This is a genomic window from Nonomuraea sp. NPDC049419 (genome assembly GCF_040676995.1).
GTDB lineage: Bacteria > Actinomycetota > Actinomycetes > Streptosporangiales > Streptosporangiaceae > Nonomuraea > Nonomuraea salmonea.
The window spans coordinates 133,128-148,066 of sequence record NZ_JBFAQB010000020.1 but is presented as its reverse complement, the minus strand read 5'-3'; the positions used below and the strand labels follow the sequence as shown (position 1 = coordinate 148,066).

Genomic DNA, 14,939 nt, shown 5'->3' with positions numbered 1-14,939 from the left:
GTGACGGGACGACACCAGGTGGTCGTCAACGACGAGGACCAGTACTCGCTGCTGCCCCTCGACCGGCCGCTCCCGGACGGCTGGCGGTCCACGGGCTTCACCGGCGACCGGCAGCAGTGCCTGGACCACATCGACGAGATCTGGACGGACATGCGCCCCCGCAGCGTACGGCTGCGCCAGGAGGCGGAAGGGAGCGCGCGGTGAGCGGCGGCGTGGAACGCAGGCTCGCGGACCTGGTGGCCGCCGTGTCCGACGGCGAGATCAGCGCCGAGCAGGCGCTCGCCGGCGACCACTCGCTGTCGGCGCTGGGCCTGACCTCGCTGGCGTGGATCAGGCTCATCGACGCGATCGAGGACGTCTTCGGCGTGGACGTCGACCTCGGCGGCGACCTGTCCGCCTTCGACCGCGTGGACGCGCTCGCCGCCCACGTGTCGGGCCTGCTGGACGCCCGATGACCACCCCGCCCATGGCGACCGCCTCGGTCCGGTTCAGCGGGACCAGGGACGGCGAGGCGCCGCTGACCTGGGGGCAGCGGCTGATGTGGCGGGCCGTGCACCTGATGGGTCCCAGCCAGTCGTTCCTCAACTGCCCCTGGGTGCTGCCGGTGCACGGCAGGCGCGACCTCGCGACCGTGCTGGGCGCGCTGCGCCGGATGCTCGAACGCCACGAGAGCCTGCGCACCATCTTCGTCGACACGCCGGACGGCCCGGTGCAGCGGGTGGCGCGCAGCGGCGAGCTGACCGTCGAGCTGGTGCGGACGGGCCCGGAGGGGCCGCTGGCCACCGCGGGACGGATCGCCGCCGAGCTCGGCACCACGGTCTTCGACCACGGCGCCGGCCTGCCGCTGCGCTGCGCCATCGTGCTCGCCGACGGCCGGCCGCGCGCCCTGGCGTTCGCCTTCTCGCACCTGGCGGTGGACTACCAGGCGCTGAGCCTGCTGTCGGCCGAGTGGCGGGCGCTGCTGCGCGGCGACGACCTGCCGGCGCCGCCGTGGCAGCCGATGGAGCAGGCGGCGCTGGAACGCGAGGAGCCGTTCCTGGCCCGCTCGCGACGGTCGATCCGCTACTGGCGCAAGGTGCTCGAAACCGTCCCGCTCGAGGTGTTCGACCATCCGCCTGGGGAGCCGGAGGAGCCCCGGTTCATCGAGGTCGGCATGGAGTCGGTGGCGCTCGCCGCGGCGGCCGTGCGGCTGGCCGAGCGGCTGACGATCAGTACGACGAGCGTGCTCATCGCCGCCTGCGCCACCGTCCTCGCCGTCGCGAGCGACCGGCCGCGGGCGGTCATGCAGCTCGTCCACAGCAACCGGCGCGACCCGCGCACCCGTCCGCTGGTCGCCACCGTGGGCCAGGACGCCCTGCTCGTGCTCGACCTGCCCGAGACCGGCTTCACCGACACCTGCCTGGCCGCCCACCACAGCGCCCTCATGGCCTATCGCAACGCCCACTACGACCCGTTCGAGATGCGGGCCATGCGCGAGGAGATCGGCCGCATCAGGGGCAGCGAGCCCGACCTCGACGCCTTCTTCAACGACCGGCGCGGCGACGGAACCTGGCCGAACCTGCCCCGCCTCGGCGAGGACCTGACCCCGCTCACGGCGAAGACCCGGACGTACGTCACGAACGCCTGGCCGGGCGTCCGGTTCAAGGCGTTCTTCACCCTGGGCACCGCCCCCGACACCGGCCGGCTCAGCCTCATCATCGACACCGCGTACCTGACCAGGCAGACGGCGACGGCCATGCTGCGTGCCGTCGAGACCCTGCTGGTCCGCACCTGCACCGAGGACGTCCCGATCGCCGCCGTCAAGGACCTCGTCCCCCCGGCCGAACCGGACATTGCTCTACGATCACGTACTTAGCGAAGCTGAGGAGTGACGTGATCGAGTGGCGTAGCGCGGACGTGCCGCCCGCCGAACGTTTCGACTGGTGGTGCGGGCTCATCGGGCGGCACATGATGCCGCTGCGGATCAGCAGCGAGCACGAGGACGACTATCGGGCCTCGCTGAAGGTGCTGGACCTGGGGCAGGCCACCGTGTCGGCGCCCCGCTACCCCGACCTGCACACGCTGCGCACCGCCCGGCTGATCCGCCAGGGGGACCCCGACCAGTGGTGGATGACGCTGACCTGCTCCGGGTCGATGTCCATCGAGCAGGGCGGCCGGCGCGCCGACCTCGCGGCGGGCGACCTGATGCTGATGGACACCTCGCAGCCGTACGACAGCCGGGTGCACTGCCGCGACGGCGGCCTGGCCGGGATCATCTCGCTGCAGGTGCCGCGCGCCGCGCTGCCCGTCCCCGAGCAGAAGCTGCGCCGGCACGTCGCCAGGCCGCTGCCGTCAGCCCGGGGCTCGGGGGCGCTGCTGGCGCAGTTCCTGCGCGGCCTGGTGCGGGAGGGACGCGCGCTGGGCGACGCCGGGAGCGACGCGCTGGGCAGGGCGGCGATCGAGCTGACCGCCGCGTTCCTCGCCGAGCAGGCGGACGTGACCCGCCTGCTGCCCGAGGAGACCCGCAGGCAGACGCTCGCGCGGCAGATCAAGGCGTACGTCCGCGAGCACCTCGGCGACGTCACGCTGAGCCCCGCGCGGATCGCCGCCGCGCACCACATCTCCGTGCGCTACCTGCACAACGTCTTCGAGGACGAGCAGCAGACCGTCAGCGAGTACGTCAGGACGCAACGCCTGGAACGCTGCCGCGCCGACCTGGCCGACCCCCGCCTCGACCGGCGCGGCGTCGCCGAGATCGCGCGGCGCTGGGGCATGCCCGACGCCGCCGCCTTCAGCCGCGCCTTCAGGCGGGCGTACGGCATGCCGCCCGGCGAGTACCGCCGGCACCTGGATCGCGCCCAGTGACAACCACTGTGCACTCACCGCCAATGACCGCCGTCCGCAGCCTCGTTAGATTCTCATCCCGCACAAGGGGGATGCGGAAATGCCGGAGGCGAAGGGGATGTGGTCGAGGCGGTCGGTGCTGGTGGCCGGAGGGCTGCTGGTCGCCGGATGTGGGGGGCCGCCGCGGCCGTTCATCCAGAGCGAGGACTACGACACCGGCGCCTCGGGCAAGCAGCGCCTCCGCAAGATCCTGGAGCGCCGGGCCGCGGCCCTGATGAGCGGCGACGAGAGCGCGTACCTGGCCGATCTGGACGACTCCGACGACGAGCTCATGCGGTACGAGAAGCTGGTCTTCGCGAACCTGCGGCAGTTCGAGCTGGCCGAGGTCAGGCACAGCACCTCGTACACCACCGAGCGGCCCGGGTCCGGCGGCGAGATCAGCCTCGGGCCGATCATCCGCGTGGTGAAGCTGACCGCGGACGCCGGTCCCGGTGACATCGCGCCCGCCGAGTCGTTCGTCTACCGGATGAAGGACGACGTGATCACCGGCATCACCCGGGTCACGCTCAAGAACCGGCCGGCGCAGAGCGGCAGCGCGCCGGCGGCCGAGGCGCCCTGGCACACCGACCAGCTCAAGGTGGTGCAGGTGGGGGAGAAGGTGTGGCTGGCGGGCGACCGCAGCGTCACCGACCTCGACCGCTACGCCGCCGTCACAGAGCGGGAGCTGGGCATCGTCGAGCGGCTGTGGGGCGACCGGCTCACGTACCCGGGTCACGTCCTGTTCTTCACCCGCGACGCGGGCAACTTCCGCCAGTGGTTCGGCAGCCCGAGCATCGCCGACGCCCTGGGCGTGCAGTACCGGGAGCTCGGTGTGGGCAAGAACGGCAAGCTCCACCAGGGCGAGTACGCCGCCTCGCGCATCGTGGTCAACCTGAGCGGCCACGGCGACGCCGACCCGGCGAGCACGATCCGCCACGAGCTGACGCACGCGGTCACCGCGCGGGCCACCATGGCCAACGTGGGCGAGCTGGGCCCGCCCACCTGGGCGATCGAGGGCTTCGCCCGCTACACCGAGACGGTGGGCGACGCGGCGCGGGCCGCCGCGATCCGGTCACAGGTGGCCGCCGGGGTCAGGGGTGACCTGTTCCGCGGCACGCCGCCGTCCAACGAGGACTTCTACGGCGACGACGGCATCCACTTCAACTACGCCCTCGGCTCGACCGTGTTCAGCCTGGCCGAGCGGCTCAAGGGCCGGGACGCGGCGGTCGAGCTGTACGCGCGGGTGATCGAGCGCGTCAGCGCCGGCGCCTCCTTCTTCGAGCTGCCGATCTTCGACAGGATGGCGCGGGACGTGCTCGGCCTGTCCGCCGCCGCGTTCCGCAGCCGGTGGAACCAGTACGTACGGAACGGTGCATGAGGTGACCGGACGCTCCCGCTGGCTCGTGATCCTCGCGGCCGGCCTGGCCGCCTTCCTCGCGGCGGGCACGGGCTCGTACCTGTACGCCCACGACCTGCGCGCCGGCCAGGTGACGCAGTCGTGCGGCGCACGCGCCTGCATCCCCGGGCTCAAGGCGTCCGCGCTGCTCGACGCGCTCAAGGGCCGCGGCCACGAGTGCGAGGACGCCTCGGGCGGCGCCTGGCTGTGCGAGATGGTGGTCGGCTCGATCGGCCTCCAGGCGCGGGTGAACGTCTCCGACGGCGGCGTGCACCGGCTGACCGGCACCGTCTTCCACGCCGACGGCGACCCGCTGACCGAGGCGGGGCTGGCGTACCTGACCTGGTTCGCCGTTCTGCCGTACCGCGACGACCCGGCGGCCACCGCCCAGATCCGCGACTGGCTGACCAAGATGATCGAGGTCGACAAGGACACCCAGGCCACGATCCTCGACTACACGTACGTGCTGGTGACGTCCAAGGGCGACGCCGTGCAGCTCGACATCAGGATTCCGACATGACCGTGGGCCAGCGCTCTCCCGACGGCCGCTTCTGGTGGGACGGCTCCGCCTGGCGGCCCGTCCAGACCGCCCCGCCGCCCCCGCCTTCGGCGAGGAAAAGCCTCGCCCTCCCACTGGCTGCCATGACGGCCGGGGCCCTGGTGCTGGGCATCGTCCTGGGCGGCGGCGCCGGCTGGCTGACCACCGAGCCCAGGGCGGGCGCCGCCGCACTCACCTTCGGCGACGACTTCCCGGACGTGGACGACCAGTACCTGCCCGGCGTCACCCTCACCTTGATCGTCGATGAGTGGATGAAGAAGGCCAACTCGTACACCTGCACCAACCAGCCCGGCGACCCAGACACGTGGAGCAAGGCCAAGCAGCGGATGCGCTGCCTCCCACCGGACGGCCAGGAGAACAGGTACGTCGACATCGAATACGACGCCGCCCGCAAGATCAGAGTCCTGAAAGCCACCTGCCGCCTGGGAGTCCGCGCGGAAGCCTGCACGACACTGTTCGCCACCATGGCCGACGCCGCGCTGGTCCCGCAGCCGGAGTTGCGCAAGCGAGCGATGGCCTGGGCCACGAAGAACGCCGCCGGCGACCGCGGCACGATCATCGGCGGCATCCGCCTCCAGGCCGACCTCTCCCCCCACAGCCTCCGCCTCACCCCGGAGTCGTGATCGTGGACCGCCTGACGGCGACCGCCTACAGGGTGACGACGGTGCCGGTCAGGCGGGACTCCTCCGCCGCCCAGGCGATCTCGTGACTGTGCAGGCTCTCCCGGGGGGCCGAGAGGATCGCGGCCGGGTCGTTGCGGTCGAGGGCGTCCAGGAAGGCGGTGACCAGGCCCTGGTCGCCGCCGCCGTGGCCGTCCGCGGGCGGGTTCGTGTCGATGACCTCGGTCTCGCCGGTCACGAAGTCGGTCACGGTGAGCCGGGCGCCGTCGCCCTCCAGGTAGCCGTGCGTGCCGAAGATGCGGGTCTTGCGCAGGGCCGCCGGTGAGAAGGCGGTCATGGTGAACGAGGCCGTCGCGCCGCCGTCGAAGTCGAGATTCACCACCTGGTGGTCCACCACGTCGTTGTCGCACGCGTACACGCACCTGCCGTACGGGCCCTCGCGCAGCGCCCGCAGCAGGCCCGCCTCCGACGGGTCGTCGGTCAGGACGGCCAGGGGCCAGCGCTTCTCCTCGCCCACGTAGGGCTGGTAGATGCGCCTGGCGTCGTAGGGGCAGCCGGCCGCGACGGCGCAGTCGAGGCAGCGGTCGGCGGCGCCCGCGGGCCGGTTCTCGGCCGTGAAGTGCTTCAGGCCGCCGAACGACGACACCCGCGTGACCCGGCGGCCCATCACGTACGTCAGCCAGTCGAGGTCGTGGCACGACTTGGCGAGCAGCATGAACGTGGCCTCGTCCGTACGGCGCCAGTTGCCCCGCACGTAGGAGTGGGCGTGATGCCACCAGCCGACGGGTTCCAGATGCTCGATGGTGACGATCTCCCCGAGCCGTCCGCTGCCGAGCACGTCCTTCACCCGCCGCGTGTAGGTGGTGTAGCGCAGCACGTGACAGACCGCGAACACCACGCCGGAACGCTCGGCCGCCGCGACGATCCGCCGGCAGTCCTCCAGGTCGATGGCCATCGGCTTCTCCAGCAGCACGTGGTAGCCCAGCTCGGCGAAGCGCACCGCCGGCTCCACGTGGTCGGCGTCCAGCGTCGCGATCACCACGGCGTCGGCGAGCCTGGGCCGCCCGGCGAGCTCCCGCCAGTCGCCGAACGACAGGGCGTCCGGGTGCTCGGTGAGCAGCGCGTCCCTGCGCCGCGGATCGGGCTCCGCCACGGCGGTGAGCCTGGCACGACCGTCCATCGTCGCGTACCTCGTGTACTTCGTCCCCCGGTCGCCCGCCCCGACCAGGGCCAGCTCGATGTGCGGCATGCTCTCAGCTCCAGTTATGTCAAGACGCGACATAAAGCTAGAGTTGCCCCAGTCCTATGGTCAAGGGGCTTTATGACGACTCATGACACCGCGCTGCTGCGCCGCCTCAACACCCGCGCCACCCTGCACGCCCTGCGCAGGGGCGGGCCGCAGACACTGAGCCGGCTCGCGCGCGCCGCCGGGCTGTCGCGGCAGACCGTCGAGGTGGCGCTCGCCGACCTGGCCGCGCGCGGGCTCGCGCGGGAGGTCGCGCCGGCCGAGGGCGGCACGGGACGTCCGGCCCGGCGCTTCGCGTTCAGGGCGGAGGCGGGTCACGTCGTCGGCCTCGACGTGGGGCCGCGCCGCATCCTCGCCATGCTGGCCGACCTCAACGGCGACGTGATCGGCGAACACCGGCTCGACACCGACGAGCACTTGCCCGCCGCCGAACGCCTCGCGCTGGCCGAGCGCGCCGCCACCGCCTGCGTCGAGGCCGCCGGGCCGGCGCGCGGGGACGTGTGGGCGGCCACGGCGGGCACCTCAGGCGTCGTGGACCGCTCCGGCCGGGTGTCGGTCTCGACCCTCATCCCCGGCTGGACGGGGCTCGACCTCGCCGGGCAGGTCGGCCGATGGTTCGGCTGCCCCGGCTTCGCGGCGAACGACGCCAACCTCGCCGCCGTCGCCGAGCACTGGCGGGGCAGCGCCCGCCACGTCGACGACGTCGTCTACGTGCTCACCGGCTACCGGTCCGGCCACGGGCTGCTGCTCGACGGCCGCCTGCGCACGGGCCGCACCGGCAGCGCCGGCGAGCTGGGCAGGCTGCCGCTCACCGGCTGGGAGGACGCGTCCGCCGTGCTCGCCGAGTCGGGACGGGACGCGGACGAGCTCTTCCAGGCGGCGCGGGCGGGCGAGACGCAGGCGCTCGCGCTGGTGGACAGGCTCGCCCGCGGGCTCGCGCGGGGCGCGTCCGTGCTCGTGGTCGCGGTGGACCCCGAGCTGGTCGTGGTGGGCGGCGCACTCGCCCGCGGCGGCGAGGTCCTGCTGGAACGGATGCGGGCGCACCTGGGGGAGATGTGCCTCAACGCGCCCGAGGTCGCGCCGTCCACGTTCGGCGAGGAGAGCATCGCGTACGGCGCCGTACGCACGGCGCTCGACCACGCCGAGCGGAAACTCATGGACCCTTACGAAGGAACCGCGCCCCTGCCGCGTACACGATGAGCACCTCGCCGGCGACCGCGCGCGAGCCGGAGCCGTCGAGCCGGAGCCGTCGAGCCGGCGCACGAACTCCTCGAACGCTTGAAGCCGCGCCACGTGCTCCACGGTGACCCGCTGGTTCCGCTGTGCGCGAAGCAGGCGGGACGCCGGCCCGTCGTCTCCCTATCGTGGGGGGTATGGCCTCCTCTTTCCGGCAGTCAGCCTCCGTCACGCCGCTGCGTCCCGCCGCCGAGCGCACCGCGCTCAAGCCCGCCCCGGCTGCTCGCGAGCCGCTGTGGCGGGAGGCGCTCGGCGAGTGCCTGCGGAGCATGCGGCAGGAGCGGGGCGAGAAGCTGAGCGACACGGCGGGGCGCGCCGGGGTCTCGCCGCAATATCTCTCCGAGATGGAACGAGGCGTCAAGGAGCCGTCGAGTGAGATGATCGCGGCGGTCGCCGGCGCGCTCGATGTGACCCTGGTCGATCTGACGCTCGCCGTCGCCGACCGCGTGCGGTCCGCTCAGCCGAGCACGTCGCAGGGCGCCGTCTGCCTGGCCGCGTAGCGCGGGCCTAGCGGTGCTCCTCGATGATCTGGTCGATGAGCCCATATTCCATGGCCGCGGCCGCGGTGAACACGCGGTCGTGGTCGGTGTCGGCGCGCAGGGTCTCGATGCTCTGGCCGGTGTGCCGTGACAGGATGCGCTCGATGTCGGCCCGCACCCGTACGACCTCGTCGGCCTGCAGGATGAGGTCGGGGATCGTGCCGCGGCCCTGAGCGGCCGGCTGGTGCAGGATCACGCGGGCGTGGGGGAGAGCGGCTCGCTTCCCCTCGGCCCCCGCGGCGAGGAGGACGGCGCCGACCGCGACGGCCTGCCCGACGCAGGTCGTCGAGACCCGCGGCCGGATGTGGCGCATGGTGTCGTAGATCGCGAGCATCGCGCTCGGATCCCCGCCCTCGCAGTTGATGTAGAACTGGATCTCCCCGTCGGGGTTGTCCGACTCCAGGAAAATCAGCTGCGCGATGAGGGCATTGGCGACGCCCGCGTCGATCGCGGTGCCGAGATAGACAATGCGCTCGGTGAGCAGATGCGAATAGACATCCATGATCCGCTCGCCACGGGGATTCTGCGCGATGACGTTCGGAATCGTGTAGGAACTCACTTGGCGTCTCCTTCTGCCACGCCGAACCCGGGTCGCGGACGAGCGTGCGGGGCTATTTCGTCAAAGGACTGCACGATCGCGTCGATGAACCCGTATTCGCGCGCCTCCTGCGCGGTGTACCAACGGTCGTGCAGCGAATCCTCGAAGATGCGCTCGACGGGCTGGCCGGTGTCCTCGGCGATGAGGCCGAGCACCGTGTCGCGGGTGTGCCGCAGGTCGTTGGCCTGCAGTTCGATGTCGACGGCGGTGCCGCCGATGCCCGCCGAGCCCTGGTGCATCAGGACGCGGGAATGCGGCAGGGCGCGGCGCTTGCCCTTGGTCCCCGACGACAGCAGGAACTGACCGGCGCTGTAGGCGATGCCCAGCACGAGCGTCGAAACGTCACAGGGAATGAGACGCATGACGTCGCGAATGGCCAGCATCGCGGGCACCGAGCCGCCCGGCGAATGAATCCACAAGGCGATGTCGGCCGACGGCTCCTGAGTGGCGAGTGCCATCAGCTGCGTCGCCAGCAAAGTGCCGTTGTCGTCGTCGAGCGGGCCGTCGAGAACGAGAATGCGCCGCTCGTAAAGCTCACGTCGCATTCGCCGGTCGAACAGCGGAACTTTCTCTTCTTCGCTCATGCGTCCATCATGTGCGGCCCTTCGGAGCGGAGTCGCCTGGATCTGCCTGCGGCAGATCTGCTGTGAGCAGCGTGGCCGGCCGGAAAGCCGGTGGCGGATCCGCGGTGAGTTCGCGGCGGCCGGACGGTCTCTACGGATGTCCCGGTCACCCTTCCCCCCCGGCACTGGAGGGTCCCCATGATCGAACGCGGCGAGTCGACGCCCCTGAAGGCGGGGCACCGATGAGCGTCGTCGCCCGCCCGCCGATCGTCACCGGGGCCTTGCTGGTGCGGATGGTCACCGTGGTGGCCTCGTCGATCGGGTTCTTCCTGCCGTTCTCCGTCGTCCCCGAGTACGCCGAGCGCTCCGCCGGCCCTGCCGTGGCCGGCGCCGCGAACGCCGCCCTGCTGGTCACCACCGTCGCCGTCGAACTCGCCGCACCCGCGCTGGTCGCCAGGATCGGCTACCGCTGGGCGCTCGGCCTCGGCCTGCTCGCCCTGGGCGCGCCCACCCTCGTCCTCCTCGCCTCCTCCGACGCCGCGGTCGTCATCGCCGTCAGCGCCCTGCGCGGCGTGGGCTTCGCGATCACCGTCGTGGCGGGCGGCGCGCTCACCGCGGAACTGGTCCCCGCCGAGCGGCGCGGCGAAGGGCTGGCGCTGGTGGGCCTGGTCAGCGGGGTCAGCGCGCTCGTGGCGCTGCCCGCGGGGAGCTGGCTCGCGCAGGTCGCCGGCTATGAGGCCGTCTTCGCCGCCACCGCCGTCGTCCCGACCGTGTCGGTGCTGGCCGTCCCGTTCCTGCCCGGACGTCCCGCGGCGGCTGGGCGGGCCGCGCGCGTGGTGGCCGGGCTGCGCACGCCGGCCCTGATGTGGCCGGCGGCGATCTTCGCCGCGTCGGCGGCGGGGACCGGCGTCCTGGCCACGTTCGTGCCGCTCGCGGTGCGCGGCGGGCCCGTCTGGCTCGCGCCCGCCGCGCTGCTGGCCCAGTCGGCCACCGCCGCGCTCGCCCGCTGGGTGGCGGGCCGCGCCGGCGACCGCCGCGGGCACGAACGGCTGCTGCTGCCAGGACTGCTGATGTCCGCCTCCGGGCTGGCCGCCGTGTCGCTGACCTCGTCGAGCGTGAGCGTCGTGGCCGGAGCGGCGGTGTTCGGCGCCGGATTCGGCGTCCTGCAGAACGCCACCATGACCGTCATGTACGCCCGCGTGCGCCCCGAGATGTTCAGCACCGTCAGCGCCCTGTGGAACGCCGCCTACGACAGCGGCATGGCCGCGGGCGCGTTCGCCGTCGGCCTCCTGGCGCCGCTCACCGGCTACCCGCCGGCGCTGCTGCTCACCGCCGTCCTCATGGCAGCGACCCTGCCCCTCATCCCCCGCGCCCGAAGAAGTCCATGAAGACCGGCCCTCCCGTGGCCCGGCCGCGGGCGAGGTGATCGCGGTGCCGGGCTTTCACGGGTGGACGCTGATGATGGTCTTGCCCTTGACGTGCTCGGTCGGGTTGAGGGCGGCGACGGCGTCGTCCAGGGTGGCGACGTTGCCGATGGCCATGCGCAACCGTCCGTCGCGCACGCGCTGGGCGAGTTCGCGCAGCTGGGCAGGGTCGGACAGGACGACGAAGTCGATCGCCAGGCCGTCGGCGGGGCGTGCCTCCACGGGGCCGGTGACGGACACCAGGGTGCCGCCGGGGCGCACCAGGGCGGCGGAGCGGCGTCCGATGTCGCCGCCGAGGACGTCGAAGACCAGGTCGACCTGTCCGACGTCCTCCAGGGTGTCGTTCTCCAGGTCGACGAACTCGTGCGCGCCGAAGCCGAGCGCCGTCTGCCGGGAGCCGGCGCGCCCGGTGCCGATGACGTGGGCGCCGGCCTCGCGGGCGAGCTGCGCCGCCATGGAGCCGACCGCGCCCGCCGCGCCGTGGACGAGGACGCTCTGCCCCGCCCGGACGCGCCCGTGATCGAACAGCCCCTGCCACGCGGTCAGGCCCGAGATCGGCAGGCTCGCGCCCAGCGTGAAGTCGATGTCGCCCGGCAGCGGGGCGAGGTTGCGCGCTTCGACGGCCGCGTACTCGGCGAGCGCGCCGTCGCGGTACCAGTCGGTGATGCCGAACACCCGCTGGCCCACCGACAGCCCCGTCGTGCCGTAGCCGAGCGCGACGACCACGCCGGCCAGATCGTGGCCGGGGATCAACGGCGTCCTGTCATGGCCGGACCGGTCGACCCACGTCGATGGCCACGTCAACTCTCCCGAGGTGAACCCCGCCGCGCGCACCTCCACCAGCACGTCGTTCAGCCCCGGCTCGGGCTTGGGCCGCTCGGTCAGAGTCATTCCGGCCGTTCCTGCGGCCTCGTCCGTCGCCACGATCGCCTTCATGCGACGCCTCCCTGCGTCCGGGTGCTCGCCGCTGTGGCCGCGAGCCGCATATATGGACTATTTCGTCCACAACGATACCACCCGAGCGATGGCTGCCAGGGCGTACGGCGGTCCTTTGCGGGGTCGTTCCGCAGAGATGGGGGTGTGCTGGGGCAGACTCTCCGGTCCATGGAGAAGTGATCAGCCGGGGTAGGCTGGACGGGTGGGCAAGCCGGAGAACGCACCGACGGGACGCAGGCTGACCTCCCGTGGCGCCACGACCCGCGCGCGCATCGTGGCGGCCGCTCTCGAGCTGATGTACATGAAGGGCGTCAACGCGACCACGCTCGACGACGTCCGGGCCGCGAGCAACACCAGCAAGTCGCAGCTCTACAACCACTTCCCTGACAAGGAGGCGCTGGTCCGCGCCGTCGTCGAGGCGCGCGCCGCGCAGGTCCTGGAGCGGGAGCGCGGGAATCTGGAGCGGCTGAAGTCGTTCAACGGCCTGGTCCGCTGGCGTAACGCGCTGGTGCAGCGCAACGCGCTGCAGAACGGCGCCTACGGCTGCGCGCTCGGCTCGCTGGCGAGCGAGCTGGCAGACCAGGACGACCAGGCCCGCACCACGCTCGCCGCCTCGTTCGCGGAGTGGGAAGGGCTGCTGGCCGCCGGCCTGCGGCGGATGCGCGAGAACGGCGTGCTCAGGCCGGAGGCCGACCCGGAAAGGCTCGCCACGGGTCTGCTGGCCGCCCTCCAGGGCGGCTACCTGCTGGCCGAGACCGCGCACGACATCAAGCCCATGGAGGTCGCCCTCGACATGGCGCTCGACCACGTGAAGTCGTTCCTCGCCGGGTGACGGCGAGGGCAGGGCTCCGGTGCGCGGAGCGAGGTCCGCGCACCGATGAGGTCAGGCCGACGCCCGCTTCGGCAGCTTCCACCCGGGACGGGGGAAGTGGCAGGTGTAGCCGTTGGGGTATTTCTGCAGGTAGTCCTGGTGCTCCGGCTCGGCCTCCCAGAAGTCGCCCGCAGGGGTGACCTCGGTGACGACCTTGCCCGGCCACAGGCCCGAGGCGTCGACGTCGGCGATCGTGTCCTCGGCGATCCGCTTCTGCTCGTCGTTGGTGTAGAAGATCGCAGAACGGTAGCTGAGGCCGATGTCGTTGCCCTGGCGGTTCTTCGTCGTCGGGTCGTGGATCTGGAAGAAGAACTCGAGCACCGTGCGGAAGTCGGTCTTGTCGGTGTCGTAGACGACCTCGATGGACTCCGCGTGGGTGCCGTGGTTGCGGTAGGTGGCGTTGGGGACGTCGCCGCCGCTGTAGCCGACGCGCGTCGACACGACGCCGGGCTGGTGGCGGAACAACTCCTCCATGCCCCAGAAGCAGCCGCCGGCGAGAATCGCCTTTTCGGTGGTCATGTCGTCTCCCTATGTGTCGTCGGTGTCGCCGGAGAACAGGGTCCCTGATCGGCCGGCCCGGTCGTCCCCATGCAGCGAGCGGGCACGCCGGTTCTATTCCCGCTGCCCGCGAGCGGCAGCCACATGACGAACCTGGCCCCGCGCCGTGAGTCCTCGACCGTGAGCGTGCCGTGGTGGGCGTGCGCGATGTCGCGCGAGATGGCCAGGCCCAGACCGCTGCCGCCGGGGTCGCGCCGCCGGCCGTCGTCCAGGCGGACGAACCGGTCGAAGACGCGTTCGCGCTGGTGAGGCGGAATGCCGGGCCCGTCGTCGGCCACGGTGAGCGCGACCCCGTCGCCGGCCCGCGCGACGCCGACCTCCACCCGGGACGCGGTGTGCCGCAGCGCGTTGGCCAGGAGGTTGTCCAGTACGCGGATCAGCTGCATCCGGGAGCCGGAGACCTCCAGCCCGGCCGGCGCGTCGACGCTGATCGGCACGGACGAGGAATGCGCGCTCACCTCCTCGGCCACGAGCCGGCCGAGATCGAGGGTCGCGGGAGGCAGCGGGTCGGCCGACCTGAGCCGGGCGAGCAGCAGCAGGTCGTCGACGATCGCCTCCAGCCGGTCGACCGTGGTCAACGCGCTGCGCAGCGCGTCCTTGGCGCTGACGTCGTCCGGGTAGAGCAGCGCCTCCTCCAGCTGTGTGCGCAGCCCGGAGATCGGGGTGCGCAGCTCGTGGCTCGTCGTGGAGGCGAAGCGGCGCAGCTGCTCCACCGCGTCCTCCAGCCGGTCGAGGGTCTGGTTGGCGGTGGTGGCGAGCCGGTGGATCTCGTCCTTGCCCCGCGGCTCGGGGACGCGCAGGCTGAGGTCGCTGACCGTGATCTGGGCGATCCGCGCCCTGATCGCTTCGACGGGACGCAGCGCGCGCCCCACCAGCACCCATGCGGTCCAGGCCGCGGCGCCGGTGACCGCGACGATCCCGGCCGCGATGGCGTACTCGAGCTTGTGGGTGGCCAGCAGGTCGGGCTCGGGGATACCGGCGTACAGGACCTTCGCGTCCCGCGCCGGCGTCAGGCGGATGGCCTCCAGCAGGACGCACCCGCCGTCCGGCCGGCACTCACGGTACGGCTGGAAGCGCGCGTCCGGCGGCGGCCGGTGCCGGCTCAGCGGCACGCTCGACGAGGCCGCCCTGCTGGCGTTCATCACCCGGCCCTGGGTGTCCACGAGCTGGATGAGGCCGAGGTGCGGGTCGGCGGGTATCGGATTGGGCAGCGCGCCGCGCCGGGCGACCGGGCTCCACTTGCTCGCCACCCGTTCGGACAGGCGGAAGGAGGTGGACTCGACGTGGGAGCGGATCGCCAGATCCAGGGTCACGCCGAGCACCACGAAGGCGCTGGTCGTGAGCAGCGCCGCGATGACGGTGCACCAGGCGCGGACGGAGCACACGGGTCGGCACGGCACACCCTCCGGGCGGGTGAGCAGCCGCCGGGGACTCTTCGCCGACCGCCCGGGGACGGCTCCAACGGTGGCATGGCTCATGACGATGTCGCTCCTTCGCCGACGGCGGCCCAGGACTGGAGTGCCGTGGGCGC

General features: G+C 72.4%; 17 protein-coding genes. 11 read left to right on the top strand and 6 right to left on the bottom strand.

What is annotated here, in order from left to right:
• The 7 genes from AB0K12_RS39320 (at position 1) to AB0K12_RS39290 (ending at position 5,440) form a co-directional block, all read left to right on the top strand.
• Entirely contained in the window at positions 1 to 204 is a 204-nt protein-coding gene (locus AB0K12_RS39320; protein WP_364572712.1) for an MbtH family NRPS accessory protein, read from the top strand.
• The gene (locus AB0K12_RS39315; protein ID WP_364572710.1) at positions 201 to 455 is read left to right on the top strand and encodes a phosphopantetheine-binding protein; all 255 of its coding nucleotides are present in this window, start codon (positions 201 to 203) and stop codon (positions 453 to 455) included. Before AB0K12_RS39320 ends, AB0K12_RS39315 begins: the two co-directional genes overlap by 4 nt.
• Positions 452 to 1,855 (top strand): condensation domain-containing protein, encoded by a 1,404-nt coding sequence (locus AB0K12_RS39310; protein WP_364572708.1) that lies wholly within the window; start codon positions 452 to 454, stop codon positions 1,853 to 1,855. Before AB0K12_RS39315 ends, AB0K12_RS39310 begins: the two co-directional genes overlap by 4 nt.
• 17 nt (positions 1,856 to 1,872) lie before the next feature.
• On the top strand, positions 1,873 to 2,844 hold the full coding sequence (locus AB0K12_RS39305) for a helix-turn-helix domain-containing protein (protein ID WP_364572706.1): 972 nt from the start codon (positions 1,873 to 1,875) through the stop codon (positions 2,842 to 2,844).
• Positions 2,845 to 2,923: 79 nt separating this feature from the next.
• Positions 2,924 to 4,240, top strand: a complete 1,317-nt coding sequence (locus tag AB0K12_RS39300) for a hypothetical protein (protein WP_364572704.1) — start codon at positions 2,924 to 2,926, stop codon at positions 4,238 to 4,240.
• A 1-nt stretch (position 4,241) separates the two neighbouring features.
• On the top strand, positions 4,242 to 4,778 hold the full coding sequence (locus AB0K12_RS39295) for a hypothetical protein (RefSeq protein WP_364572702.1): 537 nt from the start codon (positions 4,242 to 4,244) through the stop codon (positions 4,776 to 4,778).
• The gene (locus tag AB0K12_RS39290) at positions 4,775 to 5,440 is read left to right on the top strand and encodes a hypothetical protein (protein ID WP_364572700.1); all 666 of its coding nucleotides are present in this window, start codon (positions 4,775 to 4,777) and stop codon (positions 5,438 to 5,440) included. Before AB0K12_RS39295 ends, AB0K12_RS39290 begins: the two co-directional genes overlap by 4 nt.
• 25 nt (positions 5,441 to 5,465) lie before the next feature.
• Here AB0K12_RS39290 and AB0K12_RS39285 read toward each other — a convergent pair whose 3' ends face one another.
• Positions 5,466 to 6,686: a Gfo/Idh/MocA family oxidoreductase gene (locus AB0K12_RS39285; protein ID WP_364572698.1), complete on the bottom strand. Its 1,221-nt coding sequence runs from the start codon at positions 6,684 to 6,686 to the stop codon at positions 5,466 to 5,468.
• A 72-nt stretch (positions 6,687 to 6,758) separates the two neighbouring features.
• Here AB0K12_RS39285 and AB0K12_RS39280 point away from each other — a divergent pair, with 72 nt between their 5' ends.
• Entirely contained in the window at positions 6,759 to 7,883 is a 1,125-nt protein-coding gene (locus tag AB0K12_RS39280) for an ROK family protein (RefSeq protein ID WP_364572696.1), read from the top strand.
• 173 nt (positions 7,884 to 8,056) lie between these two features.
• Entirely contained in the window at positions 8,057 to 8,419 is a 363-nt protein-coding gene (locus AB0K12_RS39275; RefSeq protein WP_364572694.1) for a helix-turn-helix transcriptional regulator, read from the top strand.
• Positions 8,420 to 8,426: 7 nt separating this feature from the next.
• Here AB0K12_RS39275 and AB0K12_RS39270 read toward each other — a convergent pair whose 3' ends face one another.
• Complete coding sequence (locus tag AB0K12_RS39270; RefSeq protein ID WP_355425154.1) at positions 8,427 to 9,017, bottom strand: ATP-dependent Clp protease proteolytic subunit; 591 nt, start codon at positions 9,015 to 9,017, stop codon at positions 8,427 to 8,429.
• On the bottom strand, positions 9,014 to 9,640 hold the full coding sequence (locus tag AB0K12_RS39265) for an ATP-dependent Clp protease proteolytic subunit (protein ID WP_345409011.1): 627 nt from the start codon (positions 9,638 to 9,640) through the stop codon (positions 9,014 to 9,016). Before AB0K12_RS39265 ends, AB0K12_RS39270 begins: the two co-directional genes overlap by 4 nt.
• Before the next feature lie 221 nt (positions 9,641 to 9,861).
• Here AB0K12_RS39265 and AB0K12_RS39260 point away from each other — a divergent pair, with 221 nt between their 5' ends.
• On the top strand, positions 9,862 to 11,007 hold the full coding sequence (locus tag AB0K12_RS39260) for an MFS transporter (protein ID WP_364572691.1): 1,146 nt from the start codon (positions 9,862 to 9,864) through the stop codon (positions 11,005 to 11,007).
• A 54-nt stretch (positions 11,008 to 11,061) separates the two neighbouring features.
• Here the strand turns inward: AB0K12_RS39260 and AB0K12_RS39255 are convergent, their stop codons facing one another.
• Positions 11,062 to 11,979, bottom strand: a complete 918-nt coding sequence (locus AB0K12_RS39255) for an NADP-dependent oxidoreductase (RefSeq protein WP_364572689.1) — start codon at positions 11,977 to 11,979, stop codon at positions 11,062 to 11,064.
• Between the two features lie 202 nt (positions 11,980 to 12,181).
• Between AB0K12_RS39255 and AB0K12_RS39250 the strand changes: the two genes are divergently transcribed.
• A complete protein-coding gene (locus AB0K12_RS39250) occupies positions 12,182 to 12,811 on the top strand; it encodes a TetR/AcrR family transcriptional regulator (RefSeq protein ID WP_364572687.1) in 630 nt (209 codons plus the stop codon).
• Positions 12,812 to 12,862: 51 nt separating this feature from the next.
• Here AB0K12_RS39250 and msrA read toward each other — a convergent pair whose 3' ends face one another.
• Positions 12,863 to 13,369, bottom strand: coding sequence for a peptide-methionine (S)-S-oxide reductase MsrA (msrA, locus tag AB0K12_RS39245; protein ID WP_364572685.1), 507 nt, complete (start codon positions 13,367 to 13,369; stop codon positions 12,863 to 12,865).
• Positions 13,366 to 14,886 (bottom strand): ATP-binding protein, encoded by a 1,521-nt coding sequence (locus tag AB0K12_RS39240; RefSeq protein WP_364572683.1) that lies wholly within the window; start codon positions 14,884 to 14,886, stop codon positions 13,366 to 13,368. Before AB0K12_RS39240 ends, msrA begins: the two co-directional genes overlap by 4 nt.
• Positions 14,887 to 14,939: the final 53 nt, after the last annotated feature.